The organism is Candidatus Poribacteria bacterium (assembly GCA_028820845.1).
Taxonomy (GTDB): Bacteria; Poribacteria; WGA-4E; order WGA-4E; family WGA-3G; genus WGA-3G.
On the sequence record JAPPII010000022.1, the window covers coordinates 64,414 to 81,833 of the forward strand.

Below are 17,420 nucleotides of genomic sequence, written 5' to 3' on the forward strand. Positions count from 1 at the left end.
CGAATTGAAGGAAAATAATGAAATGACTGAAGAAAGAAAGCAGGAACTCAGGCAATTGCTAAATGAAGCAATGGAAAATTTGGAATTACGATCTTATGGCGGATTCGATGGATTATCTATAACTCTCGATAAGTATAAACGGCATTTACAACGAGCCTGGTCATCCTATTCAGAAAATTCGCTATGGATTGTACAGCATTTTACAGTTGACATTAGCGGAGAGATAAGAGCAAAGTTTCTTGAATTCATAAAGGTGGAATTAGATGCGTTTATCCATGAAGACAAAATCCTCTCCGCGTCCATTTTTGTATTCAGTCATGATATGGGAAGGACTGGACACAAAAGGAATCAAACGGACGGTGACTCTCTAAATAGTTTTTTACAGCAACTTTTGAAAATTGCCATTTTTCGCGGAATTGAAAGAGCAGCATCTGACTTTGAAAAATGCACCAAGAAGATAGGCAGTTCTTTTCAATCCGTAGTATTACTTACAGGAATAACTTCAGCGGCAGAGATTCCAGTTTTTGATGGAGTTCGCCTTATTCCGCTTTCAAATTCGACAAGGGACCTTCCACGTTGTTGGGGAGGACTTCCCAATCCTAATCGAGATTTCTATAAAAAAACACTGCTTGTTATTGACTATTCTGTATTCCCAATATTTCATAACCCTTTCTTACCGGCAACAACAGGGACCAACTGGGAAGATAAATGGGATATGCAAAAAGCTCGATTTCGGTTTGAGGTGAAAAGTAGAGAATTTTCAAATTTTAACGAGACCGATTTCCATGAAAAATTCTGTCAGGCACTGTCTTTGGCTTGCAATTCGGCAGTTCAGATTGATACGGCTTGGAGTTATATGGCAGAAGATGAACTTTTTAATATCAATCATGATCGCTTATCTACTTCGTTCACACGTCTATCGTCTGCAAATTCCATGACGATAGAAAAGGCTGAAATAGATGAATCCAAACGTCTGTATGAAAAATTGATCAATCCAAACTCAAACGTTGTCGGAAAATTGCAAATACCTATTGCTAGATGGATAAAATCCAAGACATCCTAAGCTCCGGAAGATAAAATAATTGATTTAGCAATAGCTTTTGAATCCCTCTACTTATCAGATACTTCTCTGGGCGAATTCACTTTTAAATTAAGTATTCGTGCTGCATGGTCCCTGGGAATAGATAAAACACATCGGGAAGAATTAATGAAAGACTTTAGTAAAATATACGAGTGGCGTTCAAAGGTTGTTCACACAGGAAAATTACCCAATAAAACAAAGAAAACACCTTTTACATGGCAAGAGATTGCAGAGTTTACAGAAAAAGGGCAAGACCTATGTCGGGACTCAATAATGAAAATTCTGGAAGATGGGAAATTCCCTGATTGGAACACTTTGATACTCGGCGAATAAATGTTGACCCGGTAAAAATCTTTGTACCGCAAACTTTTAGTTTGCGTGCTAAGGATAATGATGCACAAACTAAAGTTTGTGCTACAAGGACCGAATATCTTATGAACAAGGATCGACAGATGAATCAATTCGACTACAAATCGTTCTATCGTCGCAACTTACCACACATACAACCACCCGGTGCAACTTTTTTTGTCACGTTCCGCCTAGCAGGCTCTATACCACAGGTTGTCTTTCAGCGATGGAAAGCAGAGCAAGATCAACTTGAATCAGAAAAATTACGCCGCCTTGAGTTGCAAAATAGTGAGTGTCTTACTGCTGTTGAGCAGACGATATTTGAACGAAAACGTGAATGGTTCCGTAAGTTTGAAAAAATGTTGGATATTGCACAAAATGGACCTGTCTGGCTCAAAGATGCTCGGATTGCTAAAGAAGTGGCGGAGCGTATGCACTACTTAGATGGAAGGCTATATCATTTGGACGCTTACTGTATCATGGCAAATCACGTCCATATTGTGTTTACACCACTTCCAATACAAGTTTCAGGTGTGAGGCAAACTGAGAGTGTGCTCACTAATGATCATGATGCACAAACTAAAAGTTCGTGCTACAATACACTTTCTTCTATTATGCAATCGCTCAAAGGTTATACGGCAAGGAGAGCCAATCAGGTCTTAAATCGACACGGAACATTCTGGCACCACGAAAGTTACGATCATGCTGTCCGCAATCCAGATGAATGGCAACGGATTATAACCTATATTCTCAATAATCCTGTAAAAGTCGGTTTAGTAGGAGAGTGGAAGGAATGGCAATGGAGCTACTACCGATCAAACTCTTCATCTTAGCAAAATTTGTATCACAAATTTTAGTTTGTGTGAGTTTGTATTTACGATGATTTTATCGGACAAAGGATACCATAATGTCTGAACAATTTCTTTATCAACAACTTGATACACTGTCCGAGTTTGGCGTTTTAGACAAAGAGATGCCCGATAGCATTACGCAAAATCTACATCCTAAGTTTGAACTTCGTCCCTATCAAGTAGAGGCGTTTGCAAGGTTCATTCACTGCTTAAATAGGGATTTCCCGGGCAAGAAAAATCCTTTACAATTCCTGTTCAACATGGCAACAGGCAGCGGTAAAACGCTTATCATGGCCGGGTTGATTCTCTATCTCTATGAGCACGGATACCGGAACTTCCTCTTTTTCGTCAACGCCGATAATATCATTGAAAAAACAAAAGACAACTTCCTCAACCCAATATCTTCAAAATACCTTTTCAACAAAAATATCTATCTCAAAAACGACCAGGTTAAGGTAACGGAAGTGGAAAATTTTGAAGGGGTCAACGAGAACGACATCAACATCCGATTCACGACAATTCAGAAACTACACAGCGATTTGATGAACGAAAAAGAGAACGCCTTAACTTTTGACGATTTCAAGAAAAAGAAAATTGTACTCTTATCTGATGAAGCACACCACATGAACGTTTCTACCAGAGCACAGTTGGAGCTTGATCTAACAGGTAATCAAACAAACGCAAAACCAACATGGGAGAACACCGTTGAAAACATATTTAACGCTAACGATGATAACTTGTTGCTGGAATTTACCGCCACTTTTGATGACAAAACACCTGCAATAGCAGAGAAGTATCGGAATAAGGTCATCTACCGCTATGATCTGGTAAAATTTCGCAATGACAAATACTCAAAAGATATTGAAATCGTGAGATCCGATTTCAGTCTGGAGGACCGTATTTTACAGGCAATCCTTCTCAATCATTACAAACAGTCAGTTGCAACAAAATACAAAATTCAACTGAAACCTGTAATTCTCTTCAAAGGAAAAACAATCCCGGACTCCGAAAAGAACAAAGCAGACTTCCATAAACTTATTGATAGTCTCACCAGAAACGATATTGACAGAATTCGGAGATCTGAAGTTCCGATTATTAAACAGGCATTTCACTTTTTTGATAACCATAACATCCGTTCCGAGCGGCTAACACGTGATCTAAAAGAATATTTTCAAAAAAAATACTGTCTCGCCGTTAACTCCAAAGTCGAAAGAGAGAAGTATCAGGTGGAGGTAAACAGACTTGAAGAAAAAAATAACCCTATACGTGCTATTTTTGCCGTGCAGATGCTTAGTGAAGGGTGGGATGTGCTAAACCTGTTTGACATCGTACGCTGTTATGATACCGGCAGTACAGGTCATAACAAAATTGGAAAAGCGACCATCGCCGAAGCGCAACTTATTGGGCGCGGTGCTCGCTATTATCCTTTTAGCTTGCCCCCGGAACACGAGGATAAATATATACGCAAATTTGACGAAGACCTCGAGCATGAACTCCGCATCTTGGAAGAATTTCATTACCACAGCATTAACGATTTGCCCTACATCACTGAGATCAAGAAAGCATTGGTTCAGCAAGGTCTCATGGACGAACAGACTGTGACTCGCAAGTTAACTTTGAAAAAAGAATTCAAAGAAACCGATTTATACAAATACGGTGTAATATGGGTAAATAAACAGGCATTGAGAGATTATAAACATGTTAAATCTTTTGCGGATTTGGCATCTCTCAGTGTAAAAAAGAAATGGCATGAGCATACTGTCTACGAAGGGACTGGAGGCGTGACGAATATGATAGAGAAAAATACAACCTACATCACTCGGAACGCAAACAGTCAGGACATACCGCTAACGGATATCGAACAGAATATCGTCCAAACAGCCATTGCGCGTAACCCGTTTTTTCAGTTTGCATCCCTCAAACGGTATTTTCCGCAATTGAAATCAATGAAAGAATTTAGAACTTCGGATAACTTTCTGGGTGGTTTGAAAATCACTTTCAAAGGCAGTTTCTCTGAATGGCAGGACGAAGCTTCAGAAAAACTCAGGGCGTGTTGTGATCTTTTAGAAAAAATTGAAGCCGAACTTCGCAGGCAGATTACCGAATATGAAGGCACGAAACACTTTTATAAAGAACAAATCCGCACGATTTTCATGGACAAAATTCTGAAATTCAGTGCGAATAATCCGCGTGCTGATGAAAATCACGATGCTGAACGTATAGCGAAAGCCGAAGAGTGGTTTGCTTTTAATGGCCTCTACGGCACCAGCGAGGAAAAGGCGTTTGTGCAATTTCTACAGACACACCTTGAGGACTTGCAGAAAACCTACAATGGCGTTTATCTCATTCGTAACGAGAAGCATTTTTCTATCTATAACTTCTTTGACGGTCAAGCTTTCCAACCCGACTTTGTCCTCTTTTTGGGCAAAGAGAACGGTGAAACACTGAGTTACCAACTCTTTATTGAGCCTAAAGGTGAGCATATTGAAGACTTTGATCGGTGGAAAGAAACCTTTCTGAAAGAGATTGATACCGAACGCAAAACTGAACTCATAATAGAGGATAGAAGTTATCGCATTATCGGTTTGCCGTTTTATCAGGATAAAAATCAAAATGAATTTCGTGAGGCACTTGATGAAGCACTACAATCATCAACGCTCTGTATCTAAGCAAAGGACGAATTGTAGCACAAACTTTAGTTTGTGCAGTCAGGGTTCACCTTCATAAATGTAGTATAAACACGAGATATAATTTCAGAAGTGATATAATGCACATCAAATACACACGGAGAAACACAATGGCAACACAAAAACAGATTGATAAGCAAAGGACGAATTGTAGCACAAACTTTAGTTTGTGCAGTCAGGGTTCACCTTCATAAATGATATAATGCACATCAAATACACGCGGAGAAACACAATGGTAACACAAGAACAGATTGATTTTTTTCAGGAAAATGGGTATCTCAAGTTTGGAAAAGTTTTGGATAGCGATGGTGTTGAAGCCATGCGTGACGGATTAGACGCTATCATTGAATTGGAACTTACTGAAGGCGACGAGTCGTCGCCAGAGTTCAAATACGGACATGATCGGCATGACAATCAACTGGATCGACAGAGTGGTCACCCACGCGCAATCCACCAATACGTGAACATGTGGAAGCGAGAGCCACGCTATGAGGCTGCCATTCACCATCCGCTCATCGCAGGCACAGCCCGCGGACTGCTGAATACACCCGAAGTCCGTCTCTGGCACGATCAGGTTATCTCCAAGCCACCCCACGACAACGGACATTTCGGATTCCATCACGATTTTTTCTTCTGGCCCCTGAGTCCACCGAACATCGTCAGCTGCTGGCTTGCCTTGGACGATGCGACCGTCGAGAGCGGGTGTATGCACGTTATGCCGAAGAGCCACAAGGACGAACGCTTCTCGGTCGCAGCGAGGGCGGCATCGGACGCAGCAGCGGCGAAAGCACGTGAAGAAGGACGCGAACCACCGCCGAATCAGTGGACGGAAAGACAGCAGTTGGACATTGGTCACGGTGTTCCTGTAGAATTGAAGGCAGGCGAATGTATGTTCCATCACTGCCTCAACTGGCACGGCACACCTCCAAATGTCACGGAGCATCAACGCCGAGCGTTCGTTATGATTTTCATGGCGCAAGATGTCTGCTATAATAATGCACAGTCACCCAATCACGTCCTCGTTCCGACAATCGAGGTTGCGGATGGCGAACCGCTCATCGGTGAGGCGTTCCCAGTAGCGTAGCAAGTTTGGATATTATCATGAAAGATTCAACCTTTATTACAAGAGTTGTTCTCAAGAACTATAAGAGCATTGCTGCGTGTGATGTGCGATTGGGACCTCTGACGTTTCTTGTCGGGCGCAACGGTTCGGGGAAGAGCAATTTTCTTGATGCACTCCGATTCGTTGCCGATGCCTTGAATACATCGCTTGATCACGCCATACGCGCCCGAGGGGGTATTAACGATGTTCTCCGTCGCTCTCGTGGTCACCCGAATCATTTCAGTATTCGTCTTGAGTTTTCTCTGCCTGGGGGTGTTACGGGCCATTATGCTTTCCAAATTAGAAAGCGTTCACCGGGAGGTTATGAGGTTCGGACGGAAGAGTGTAGCGTTCAAAATGAGCGAGGTCAGACCCCAGAGGAATACTTCCGTATTGATAATGGCGTTGTGATAGACGCAAGTATGAAGGTGGCACCAGCTGCTGCAACAGACCGACTCTATCTGGTGAATGCTTCTGGATTGCCCGAATTTCGTCCTGTCTACGATGCATTTTCTCGGATGGGATTTTACAATCTTAATCCTGATAAAATTCGAGACCTCCAAGACCCGCATTCTGGAGATATGCTGCTTCGTGATGGCAGTAACCTTACCAGTGTTCTTGCCCAACTTTCACCCATTGCGAAACAAGACATTGAGGAATATCTGGAATTAGTTGCTCCTGATCTTCGTGAGGTGGATGTCAAAACGTTTGGTTCCAAGCTAGCATTAGCATTTAGACAAAAAGTCACAGGGGACAGATACCAAGGGCGATTCTACGCAAATAATATGTCTGATGGTACCCTCCGAGCCTTAGGGATTTTGGTGGCACTATTTCAGGGGAATCAAGCAGTAGAAAGACCTGTAACGCTTGTCGGAATAGAAGAACCAGAAATCGCGCTTCATCCAGGAGCGGTAGCGGTGCTGCTTGACGGCCTTCGAGATGCTGCCCATAGGACGCAGGTTATTGTCACCAGTCACAGTCCCGACCTCCTTGAGGATAAACACTTGGATGTAGATTCAATTCTCGCGGTCGAAGCGGGTGATGGAAATACGGTAATCGCCCCAGTGGACGAGGTAAGTAGATCCGTGGTTCGCGATAAACTGTTTACAATCGGGGAACTTTTACGCAGTAATCAATTGCAACCGGATCCGGCTGCTCTTTCTACTGCAAAGGAGAAACAACAGTCTCTGCCTGATTTTGATGAGCTGAAGTCTGGTAAAGCGAAGAGTAGAGGAAAGCACGAATGACAGTCAAAATCGGTTGCATTGTCGAAGGGGAAAGCGAGATAGCAGCTGTACCCCTTCTGATTCGCCGTATCGCTGCGGATCTTTATCCAGAATTGCCGATTGTTGTGCCACCACCTATTCGCCGTCCCCGGAATAAGGTTATTAAAGAAAACGAACTTGAAAGAGCGGTTGAATTCGTAGCTCGGCAGATTGGTGGGCAAGGTGCTATATTTATCATTCTCGATAGTGACGATGACTGTCCAGCAGAACTGGGACCTGCACTGCTTCACCGAGCATCACAAACTCGTAGCGATTTGCCGATTGCCGTTGTCCTCGCCAAACACGAGTTTGAGGCATGGTTTCTTGCAGCAGCTGAATCTATTCGTGGGCAAAGAGGGTTAGGAGATGATATTCACCCACCGAACGATCCGGAGACAATTAGGGATGCCAAACGGTGGCTAAGTCAGCGAATGGAAAGAAACAAAACGTATAGTGAAACGAGTGATCAACCCGCCCTCACAGCACTTTTTGATATAGAACAGGCGCGTCAAGCAAATTCATTCGACAAATGCTACCGCGACATCGTTCGTCTCCTTGACGAATTACGGAGAACAAACTATCTAATCAGTGAGCAATCGTAACGGAGAAAATACAAACTATCGCACCAACTCTACTAATGAAACGGAGAATTCAATATGAGCAACAAACCAAATGTCATCTTTGTTTTAACAGACGACCAAGGCCCCTGGGCAGCCGGATGCTGCGGTAACGACGAGGTACGCACACCTTATCTCGACCAATTGGCTTCAGAAGGCACACGCTTCCCGAATTTCTTTTGCACAAGTCCCGTCTGCTCACCCGCACGCGCCAGTCTTATGACAGGACGTATCCCTTCTGCACACGGTGTCCACGACTGGATTCGCGACGGCAACATGCCTCCTGATCCTGCCCAATATTTAGACGGACTCACCTGCTATACAGACATACTCGCAGAAAATGACTACACAGTCGGATTGAGTGGCAAATGGCATCTCGGCGACAGTCTAACACCCCAACACGGATTCAGCCATTGGTTCGCTTTACTCACTGGTGGAAGCAAATACAATGACGCGGACATGATACGGGACGGGCAGGTCGAAATGCAACCCGGCTACCTCACCGATGTCATCACCGATGACGCGTTAAACTTTATCTCGGCGAACAAAGACGGACCCTTCTATCTCAGCGTCAACTACAACGCACCGCATACGCCGTTCACAGGGCACCCTCAAGACATCGTTGACTCCTATGACGATTGCCCCTTCAAAACCTGTCCACAGGAGGCGTTGCACCCGTGGGCGGTACAGGGCGCCGCTGTTCACATGGGCAACCGTGAATCGTTGAAAGGCTATTTCGCAGCGATAACAGCACTCGATTTAAACGTTGGACGGATTCTTGATAGGCTTACCGAACTCGGCATCCGTGAAAATACACTCGTTGTTTTCAGTAGCGACAACGGCTACTCCTGCGGACATCACGGATTTTGGCATAAAGGCAACGGGACGTTCCCGCTGAATATGTATGAAAATTCTGTTAAGGTGCCCTTCATTATAAGTCAACCCGGCAGGATTCCAGAGGGGCGCGTCAGTGAAGCGATGGTCAGCCAATACGATTTCATGCCGACACTCCTTGATTACCTCGGTCTACCCGATCCGAATGACGATATGTCCCCCGGCAGGAGTTTCGTCCCCGCGCTTTCTGGCGAAACGAACGATGCTAAAGATGAAATTGTCGTCTTCGATGAATACGGACCTGTCCGTATGATTCGGACGCAAGAGTGGAAATATGTCCATAGATATCCGTATGGACCGCATGAACTCTACGATTTGGTGAACGACCCCGATGAACGGAAAAACCTGATAGATGAAAAATCTCAGACTGCCCGAATAGATGATATGCGACAACAGATGGGGGCATGGTTCCAACGTTACGTGCTGCCGGAATTAGACGGCGCGAGATGCTCCGTTACCGGGGGTGGACAAGCCGCAAAAATTGAAGAAGGGCAATGTGGTGAGGGCGCATTCCATCCAAGGTATGCCCCGCCGCAACGCAATGTATAGAAGCATTTGCTGGAGGTGCGAAAAACTTCCGCTGATAGCCATAGGAAAGGAGCGAAATGGCGAGAGCATTTGCCCCAGGCAACATCTCTTGTGTCTTCAAGATTATTCCGCATTCCGACGCGACCCGTATGCACTCACTTGGTATGGGATTTACGGTTACAGAAGGTGTAGAAGTTACCGTCTCTGACTGTCAGGAAACAGAGGTGCTATTTAACGGAGAAAGTATTAATTTTCCTACGGTTCTTGCGGTTGTTGAGCGGTTGGTTCAAAACACTGGAGTTACAGGCATAAGGGTAGACCTGACTTCCCCGTTACCACTCGGCTGTGGTTTCGGGCTTAGCGGCGCTGCTGCACTCGCAACAGCCTACGCCCTTAATGAACTCTTACATCTACGCAAAGATACAGAATCACTTGCGATGGTAGCACATGTCGCAGAAGTAGAAAATCGCACTGGACTCGGAGATGTATGCTCACAATATCACGGCGGCTGCCTTGTCAAATTGCAGGAAGGCGCGCCTTTGGTCGCTGATAGGTTACCGATTGCAGAACAACCTATCTATTATCGTTACTTCGGACCGATTCAGACAAGCAAAGTCCTCGGAAACCCGGAGCAGACCCTTCGTATTAATCGTGCCGCTGATGTGGCTTTAGATACTTTGAGAACGCTTACACACGCCAAACCGGATACCGAACTCTTTAACGCTTGCTTTGCTGTCTCAAAGCAGTTTTCGGTAGAGAGTGGATTGCTTAGCGACGCGCGGGTCATTGACGTAATCGCGCAGATTGAGGCGGAAGGTGGTGTTGCATCAATGATCATGTTAGGAAACGGCGTTTTTAGCACGCATCCTTTTGTAGGGGCAGTGAAAACAAGGCTGGTTAACAATCCGGCGCGTCTTGTTGGGGCAACCTAATAGAAGCAATTTCTAACCTCGGTTCCGTTGGAGTAGGTAAAATGAGAATACTGCTTTACCTTTCGCTTTTTTCAGTGTCTGTTGCCTTCGGTGCCGTGGAAGTTGAGAATGCAACCTTCGGATTCAGCGATGGCTACAAAACAGGGACATGGGTACCCTTGACTGTTACAGTCCGAAGTCAGGATGAACCCGATGTATCTACTGGAGAACTGGTGGTGGAGGTCCGGAATTTTACTTCAGATACACCTTTTGAACGATACGCCACCCCGTTGAGACTCAGCCTGACCGGACGACAGCAGAAACATTTCTATGTTTACTGTCCGAAAAATGCGACACGACTTGTTATAGAACTTGTGTCCACAGCACCCGTAGAAAGTGAACGCTTACATACTTATAACACTAATGCGTTCCACGAAGTGCTATTACCCACACCTATCGCACGTAAAGACTATCTCGTGTTGGTATTGGCACCGAGCGGTGATAAGTTAAAACGATTTATTGACAAAAGACAATTAAAGGTTGCCAACGGCGCACGGGTGCATGTTAAATACCTACCCGATTCAACCTCACTGCTACGGGATTGGATCGGTTATAGTCCTGTTGATATCCTTGTTGTCCGTGAGACCTTTTTGACAGAGAGAAATGTCTCTAAAGCGGAACAAAGAGCACTACTTGATTGGGTCCAGCGGGGTGGCACCCTTATTATGTCCGGCGGTGGTAGTTTTAACGCACTGCGTGGCAGTTTTATAGAACCTTTTCTTCCTGTTGAATTAAAAGGTATAGAAAAAACAGATGCACTCTCTGATGCCTTGTATGAGCAACTCGGTTTTCATGCTTCTGATAACAACGGAATTTTATTTGAACGCATTGTGTTCGCACCGAAAGACGGATGTGAAACGTTAATCGGTACAAAGGAAGAGATTTACGTTGCAAAACGAAACTTTGGGGATGGACAAATTCTCTGTCTTGCATTTGATTACAATGCATTGCCATTCTCGGAGCAAAAGGTAGGTGAAGCCTTCTGGCAACATTTGCTGAGTGAGTCGGGTAAATCTCCGCGACACTTTGCAGATCAGTATGCGCTTTCTCGTCAACATGAGGAGCGGATTTATAAACAGTTTCTCTCAAAAATGCCGACCCAAGTGCCACTCATCAAACTATTGGCGGTGGTCTTACCGGTGTACCTTCTCATTTTCGGAGGTTTCTTACTCAATTTTGGGAGGTCTAAACAAAAATCGTCCAGCTACTGGATAGGCAGCTGCCTCTTTATTCTGTTTTCGGTGTGCACAATTGCAGTGGCGAGAAATATTTTGCCTATCAATATGACAGCAGACCAATTATCGGTCTTGTCGGTCTATCCTGAACGACAGCGTGCGCATCTACAAAGTTTTGTTTCTATAAGGACTGCAGCGCGGACAGAAACAACCATTGAGTTTCCAAACGGGACTTTTATTCGCCATCAGGAAACTGAACTGCCCCAACGGATTGGAACGTTGATGCGTGATTCAGGTGTTCACTTGCAAGATGTCTTTGTAGAACCGTGGCACCCGACGACTTATATCAAGGAAGCGTTTACACAGCAACTACCCGTTGAACTTGAAGACGCGTGGCGCGTCACAGGTAAGCAAATAACTTACTTAGGAGACATTCCACTCCGTACGAATCCGAAACAAGAGACCGAGCTTTCGACAGCGCATCTCCCGCTACATTCCACGTCAAAGATGCCGCCAGATGAGGAACTCGACGACACGCGAGAAACGTTTGCGAGAATCCTACAACAAGAGGGTGTACTGCAATATCTGATGATGGGGACGGGTTTGAACCCGCAACCCTATATTATCGGGTGGACTTCTCGAAACTTTACTGACATAGCAGCGGGCGAAAATTTTAATGTAAATAGTGATACTTTGGTAATTTTTCGCCCTGGTACCGAGCGTTAAAAGAAAATTGTCTCAAGGAGATGAGGTGAAACATGGATGTGCTATCCCTCGGCATTTATGTCGTTGATGTGTTAGGACGGCCGATAGATCAGTTCCCCGAAAAGGGAAAATTAGCACTCTTTGATGAGCTCGAAATCCATACGGGAGGCTGTGCCAACAACACGGCTATCGCACTCGCTCGCCTCGGTATCTCTGCTGGTGCAATGGGCAAAGTTGGTACGGATGCTTTCGGTGATCTCATCCTGCAGGGACTCGCGGACAACGGCGTCAACGCAGTAGGCATGCGACAAGATATTGATGTCAGTACTTCATTTACGTTTGTCGCGATTGCCTCTGATGGGGAACGGACTTTCTATCACTATATCGGCGCGAACGGTGAGCTTTGTGAAGCAGACCTTGATTGGGAACTTATCAGAACTGTCAAGATTTTGCACATCGCTGGCGCACTCGTCATGCCCCGTTTTGATGGGGCACCGATGGCAAACGTTCTCCGAACGGCGAAGGGGTTGGGTATAACCACTTCACTCGACACAGCGTATGATGCCACTGGAAGATGGATGGAGACGCTTGAGCCGTGCTTGCCTTACATAGACATCTTTATGCCGAGTATCGTTGAAGCACAACATCTCACAGGACTGTCTGATTACAGAGAAATTACCCAATTTTTGCGCGGTAACTACGACATTGACACCGTCATCATTAAAATGGGTGAAAACGGAAGTTACGCCGCTACACCAGAGGCGGAACGCTTAGCACCGGCATATCCTGTGGATGTTGTTGATGCAACGGGAGCAGGGGACGCTTATGCTGCTGGATTTCTCGCCGGGACCCTCATGGACTGGGACCTAACGGCAACGATGGAATTGGCATCTGCAACCGGTGCTGCATGTGTCACTGCTATCGGGACAACTGCTGGTATCCTGAACCTTGAAGAAACCTTGAAAATTACTTGAACATACCGCAAGGAAAAATTAAAAAGTGATCGTTCAAACGGAAAATCTATCGAAATGGTACGGTGAGGTCATGGGAGTAAACGATATAACCCTGACAATTCGCCCTGGAATAACCGGTTTATTGGGTCCAAATGGGGCGGGAAAAACGAGTTTAATTAAACTCATGACAGGGCAACTCAAACCGAATCAGGGCGAGGTTAAAGTCCTCAACCAACCCGTGTGGAACAATCCTGACTTGACGAAACGGGTAGGTTACTGCCCCGACATAGAATTGGCGTATCAATTCATGAGCGGTTTTGAGTTTATCGCTTTTTTTGCGACGTTGAGTGGATACGACAAAGCCGAGGTCAAATCTCGGAGTCTACAGGTTCTGGAGACGGTAGACATGCTACAGGCAAAAGACCGACCGATTGGCTCCTATAGCAAGGGGATGCGGCAGCGCATCAAACTCGCGCAGGCGTTGGTACATGAACCCGAACTTCTTTTCCTTGATGAACCCCTTACCGGTTTGGATCCGAATGGGAGACGGCATGTGCTCGCGCTCCTAAATGGACTTGCTGATAAAGGTATCAGCATCGTCGTTTCGAGTCATATCCTCTACGAGATTGAAGCGTTGACGGAGACAATCTTGCTTATTCATCAAGGGCGAATTCTCGCTGAAGGCACTATTTCCGATATCCGAGAACTGATTGACGAACATCCGCACAAAGTCTATCTAAGCACCGATGAACCGCGCCGCTTGGCGCAAGTCTGTCTCCCTTTTGAGGATATCCTGAGCGTGACCTTTGTGAATGTGAACGGGGTTTCTAACCCCGAATTCTCTGGTGCAGAGAACGAATCACAAGAGAACGGAGATGGCGATATTATCATCGAAACCGCCAGACCGGATGCTTTCTATGCCCGACTTCCCGAACTCCTCATTGAGAACGAATTAACTGTCTCTCAACTCTACTCCCCCGATGATAACCTCTCCTCTGTGTTTAAATATTTGGTGGGTTAGCTGAGTTGTAGGTCGGATTAAGCGGGTTGCCCCAACTTCACTAACGCACTAATATCCGGTTCACCATCTGCCAACGCTGTGAAACTCCCATCACAAATAGCGCGCCGAATCCCACGCATTAAACTGATATAAAAATGTAGATTGTGCAAAGTATGCAGTTGCGAACCGAGAATCTCGTTTTCGACATGCAAATGCCGGAGATACGCCTGCGTGAAATTCTGGCACGTATAACAGGTACACTCTGGATCCAAAGGACCAAAATCACGGCTGTACTTCGAGTTGCGGATGCGGACGATACCCGCTGTTGTAAACAAAGATCCGTTGCGGGCGTTTCGGGTCGGCATCACGCAATCGAACATGTCAATCCCACAACGGACACCGTAGACCAAGTCTTCAGGCGTTCCAACACCCATCAAGTAGCGCGGCTTCTCCGCTGGTAGAAGCGGTGCGGTGTATGCCAGCGTCTCATACATCAGTGCCTTTTCTTCTCCAACGCTCAAACCCCCGATTGCGTATCCCGGAAAACCGATGGATACCGTTCCTTCCACACTTGCCTGACGTAAATCTCGTTCCATACCCCCCTGCACAATTCCAAATAGCAGTTGGTTCGGGTTTTGGTGTGCCGCTTTACACCGTGCTGCCCACCGTAATGTCATCTCCATTGAGTTTTTAAGATACGTATAGTCATTCGGTAACGCAGGACACTCATCAAACGCCATGATAATGTCCGCACCGAGGGCATTTTGAATCTCAATGGAACGTTCAGGACTGATAAAGTGTTCCGTTCCGTCTATTGTAGAGCGGAACGTTACACCCTCTTCCGTAATCGTCCGAAGGCTGCCAAGGCTGAAAACCTGAAATCCGCCACTATCCGTTAAGATGGGACGTTGCCATCCCATAAATCTATGCAAACCCCCTGCATCATGGACGGTTTCGTGTCCGGGACGTAGGTAAAGATGATAGGTGTTCGCAAGAATAATCTCTGCCTGAATCTGATTGGATAGCATTTCTGGTGTGCATGCCTTCACCGTCCCGCGCGTCCCTACTGGCATAAATATCGGTGTGTTGACAACACCGTGCGCTGTTTGAAGTTTGCCAACTCGCGCCGAAGTGGATGGGTCTTGGTGAATAAGGGTATAGGTGTGCTGTGCCATGTTTACGCATTTTACCACAATCGAAATCAAAAATCAAGCCGACAATAGCCATTTGCTATTGCTTTTCCGCGCCAGATTTGCTAAAATATCTACTAAGATTTTATCTGAGGAACGACAAAATGGATTGTATTTTTTGTGAGATTGTTGCTGGTAACATTCCGGCAGTGAAAGTTTACGAAGACGAACACGTTTTTGCTTTCATGGATATCGCACCCGCAAATCCTGGGCATACCCTCGTCATACCGAAACAGCACTACAGAAACATCTTCGATATGCCCACAGAAGTCGGCAGTCAAATTATGCAAGCCGCGATTCCGATCGCAAACGCGATCAAGACGGCTTTAAACGCTGATGGACTTAACCTCGTTCAGTCGAACGAAGCTGCCGGATTCCAAACGGTGTTCCATTTCCATCTCCACATCATTCCGCGATGGGAAGGGGACCCACTACGGTTGCCGTGGCGACCCAGCGAAGGGGATATGGCAGAGATTGGCAACATTGCGGCAAAAATTCGAGAGGCTTTGTAAAGGTAGGAGGTCGATAATTAAAAATATGAATATCTTAATTACCGCTGCCGGTTCTGAACTGGCACGCAATCTAGCTGAAAGGTTGGCTGAAAAACATACACTCCGCTTAACAGAACTACATCCTATCGAAAATACTGTCGGGACTTTCGTGCAAAGCGAACTTGGGCATGATGAGACGACCGATGAACTCGTCCGCGATATCGACACTATTATCCATATTGCTGAAGTGCCATCCCAATGCCTCTCTGAAGCCGGTCAACCCGACAATTACGCAATTGACTATCAGACGCGCTGCACCTATAATCTACTCATGGCAGCATCAGCAGAAGGTGTAAAGCATGTCATTTACGCAAGTACGCTCCGCCTCTTTGAGCAGCACGGCGAAGACTGGACGGTCACGGAGAGTTGGCGACCCCAACCCGCTGTCGATAGTTTTGTGCTTTCAAAACACTTGGGTGAATTTACATGTCGAGAATTCGGACGCGAAAGGAAACTCAACGTGACATGTCTCCGACTCGGCAATCTTGTCACTGCTGAGACCGCGGCAACTGCCGATTTTGATGCTATGTGGTTGGAGATGAATGATGCAGTCGCGGCTTTCGAGTGCGCTCTCAATTCTTCCGCAGCGTGGCAAATCTTTCACATTCAGTCAGAGTTCCCTGGATCTCGCTTCTCAGTCGGGAAAGCCAAGTCACATCTGGAGTTCAATCCGCAATTCGTACCCTCACAATCTTAAAAGTAGTAGGCACACTCCCGGGGAATGCCATAAGGCATTCATACCGTTGATTTGTGCCGCAACGACAGGAGGTATACCAATGAAAGTGCTTATTTTAGGGGGTAACGGTTATCTTGGACCGCATGTCGTCAAAGCCTTAGAACCTTACTACACCTTACGCATCACGGACATCAACGAGATTGAGACGAAACATGAATCGATGCATATTGATGTGGGTTCACTGGATCAGGTCATGCATGCTGCTGAGGGAATGGACGCAATCCTCAATTGCTCCGTACTCCGACACGACCGACAATTGGCTTTTGATGTTAGCACACGCGGGTGTTATAATACAATGCGTGCCGCCGTCGAACACGGCATTCGCCGTGTGATTAACACGGGACCCCACTTTACAATTCAAGGCGACAGTTATACCACTTTTGATTATGAGATTAATCCCGAGGTCCCACCGCATACAAGCACCGGACTCTATCCAATAACCAAAGGACTCGGACAGGAAATTTGCAAAGTCTTCACCGAACATTACGATATCTATGTCCTCTGTTACCTGTTTCTGAGTTTCCGTGAGCATGAAGATCAAGCCGAAGGCACGGATCTCAATCCATTTTCTGTCAGTTGGCGAGACGCAGGTGAGGCATTCCGGCTCGGTTTGGAAATTGATCTCGAAGAACTCCCGTCGCGTTGTGAAATTTTCAATATCTTCGCCGATCTACCACATCAGCAGTTTTCTAATCTCAAAGCGAAACACATCTTAGGGTTCACACCACAGGACAACTTTGAACGGATGTGGCATAAGAGAGATTAG

Annotated in this window: 16 protein-coding genes; 15 read left to right on the forward strand and 1 reads right to left on the reverse strand. The window is 45.9% G+C overall.

What is annotated here, in order from left to right; genetic code table 11:
* Positions 1-22: 22 nt before the first annotated feature.
* The 12 genes from OXN25_05610 (at position 23) to OXN25_05665 (ending at position 14,198) form a co-directional block, all read left to right on the forward strand.
* Complete coding sequence (locus OXN25_05610; GenBank protein MDE0424324.1) at positions 23-1,063, forward strand: hypothetical protein; 1,041 nt, start codon at positions 23-25, stop codon at positions 1,061-1,063.
* Between the two features lie 18 nt (positions 1,064-1,081).
* Positions 1,082-1,414, forward strand: a complete 333-nt coding sequence (locus OXN25_05615; GenBank protein MDE0424325.1) for a HEPN domain-containing protein — start codon at positions 1,082-1,084, stop codon at positions 1,412-1,414.
* Positions 1,415-1,515: 101 nt separating this feature from the next.
* A complete protein-coding gene (locus tag OXN25_05620; GenBank protein MDE0424326.1) occupies positions 1,516-2,262 on the forward strand; it encodes a hypothetical protein in 747 nt (248 codons plus the stop codon).
* 74 nt (positions 2,263-2,336) lie between these two features.
* Positions 2,337-4,949, forward strand: coding sequence for a DEAD/DEAH box helicase family protein (locus tag OXN25_05625; GenBank protein MDE0424327.1), 2,613 nt, complete (start codon positions 2,337-2,339; stop codon positions 4,947-4,949).
* A 250-nt stretch (positions 4,950-5,199) separates the two neighbouring features.
* Complete coding sequence (locus OXN25_05630) at positions 5,200-6,051, forward strand: phytanoyl-CoA dioxygenase family protein (protein ID MDE0424328.1); 852 nt, start codon at positions 5,200-5,202, stop codon at positions 6,049-6,051.
* 17 nt (positions 6,052-6,068) lie between these two features.
* Positions 6,069-7,316 carry an AAA family ATPase gene (locus OXN25_05635; protein MDE0424329.1) on the forward strand — a complete coding sequence of 416 codons (1,248 nt, stop codon included), beginning with the start codon at positions 6,069-6,071 and terminating at the stop codon, positions 7,314-7,316.
* Entirely contained in the window at positions 7,313-7,936 is a 624-nt protein-coding gene (locus OXN25_05640) for a DUF4276 family protein (protein ID MDE0424330.1), read from the forward strand. Before OXN25_05635 ends, OXN25_05640 begins: the two co-directional genes overlap by 4 nt.
* A 54-nt stretch (positions 7,937-7,990) precedes the next feature.
* The gene (locus tag OXN25_05645) at positions 7,991-9,394 is read left to right on the forward strand and encodes a sulfatase-like hydrolase/transferase (GenBank protein ID MDE0424331.1); all 1,404 of its coding nucleotides are present in this window, start codon (positions 7,991-7,993) and stop codon (positions 9,392-9,394) included.
* 56 nt (positions 9,395-9,450) lie between these two features.
* Positions 9,451-10,305 (forward strand): pantoate kinase, encoded by an 855-nt coding sequence (locus tag OXN25_05650; GenBank protein MDE0424332.1) that lies wholly within the window; start codon positions 9,451-9,453, stop codon positions 10,303-10,305.
* Positions 10,306-10,346: 41 nt separating this feature from the next.
* Positions 10,347-12,245, forward strand: a complete 1,899-nt coding sequence (locus tag OXN25_05655; protein MDE0424333.1) for a hypothetical protein — start codon at positions 10,347-10,349, stop codon at positions 12,243-12,245.
* A 32-nt stretch (positions 12,246-12,277) separates the two neighbouring features.
* Positions 12,278-13,198, forward strand: coding sequence for a sugar kinase (locus tag OXN25_05660; GenBank protein MDE0424334.1), 921 nt, complete (start codon positions 12,278-12,280; stop codon positions 13,196-13,198).
* Positions 13,199-13,223: 25 nt separating this feature from the next.
* Positions 13,224-14,198, forward strand: a complete 975-nt coding sequence (locus tag OXN25_05665; GenBank protein MDE0424335.1) for an ABC transporter ATP-binding protein — start codon at positions 13,224-13,226, stop codon at positions 14,196-14,198.
* 17 nt (positions 14,199-14,215) lie between these two features.
* On the opposite strand, the gene tgt is transcribed toward OXN25_05665, so the two are convergent.
* Positions 14,216-15,352, reverse strand: a complete 1,137-nt coding sequence (gene tgt / locus OXN25_05670) for a tRNA guanosine(34) transglycosylase Tgt (GenBank protein MDE0424336.1) — start codon at positions 15,350-15,352, stop codon at positions 14,216-14,218.
* A gap of 119 nt (positions 15,353-15,471) precedes the next feature.
* Between tgt and OXN25_05675 the strand changes: the two genes are divergently transcribed.
* The 3 genes from OXN25_05675 to OXN25_05685 all read left to right on the forward strand — a co-directional run bounded on the left by OXN25_05675 (position 15,472) and on the right by OXN25_05685 (position 17,420).
* Positions 15,472-15,879 (forward strand): HIT family protein, encoded by a 408-nt coding sequence (locus OXN25_05675; GenBank protein MDE0424337.1) that lies wholly within the window; start codon positions 15,472-15,474, stop codon positions 15,877-15,879.
* A 25-nt stretch (positions 15,880-15,904) separates the two neighbouring features.
* Positions 15,905-16,615 (forward strand): NAD(P)-dependent oxidoreductase, encoded by a 711-nt coding sequence (locus tag OXN25_05680; GenBank protein MDE0424338.1) that lies wholly within the window; start codon positions 15,905-15,907, stop codon positions 16,613-16,615.
* Positions 16,616-16,694: 79 nt separating this feature from the next.
* Positions 16,695-17,420 (forward strand): NAD(P)-dependent oxidoreductase, encoded by a 726-nt coding sequence (locus OXN25_05685; protein ID MDE0424339.1) that lies wholly within the window; start codon positions 16,695-16,697, stop codon positions 17,418-17,420.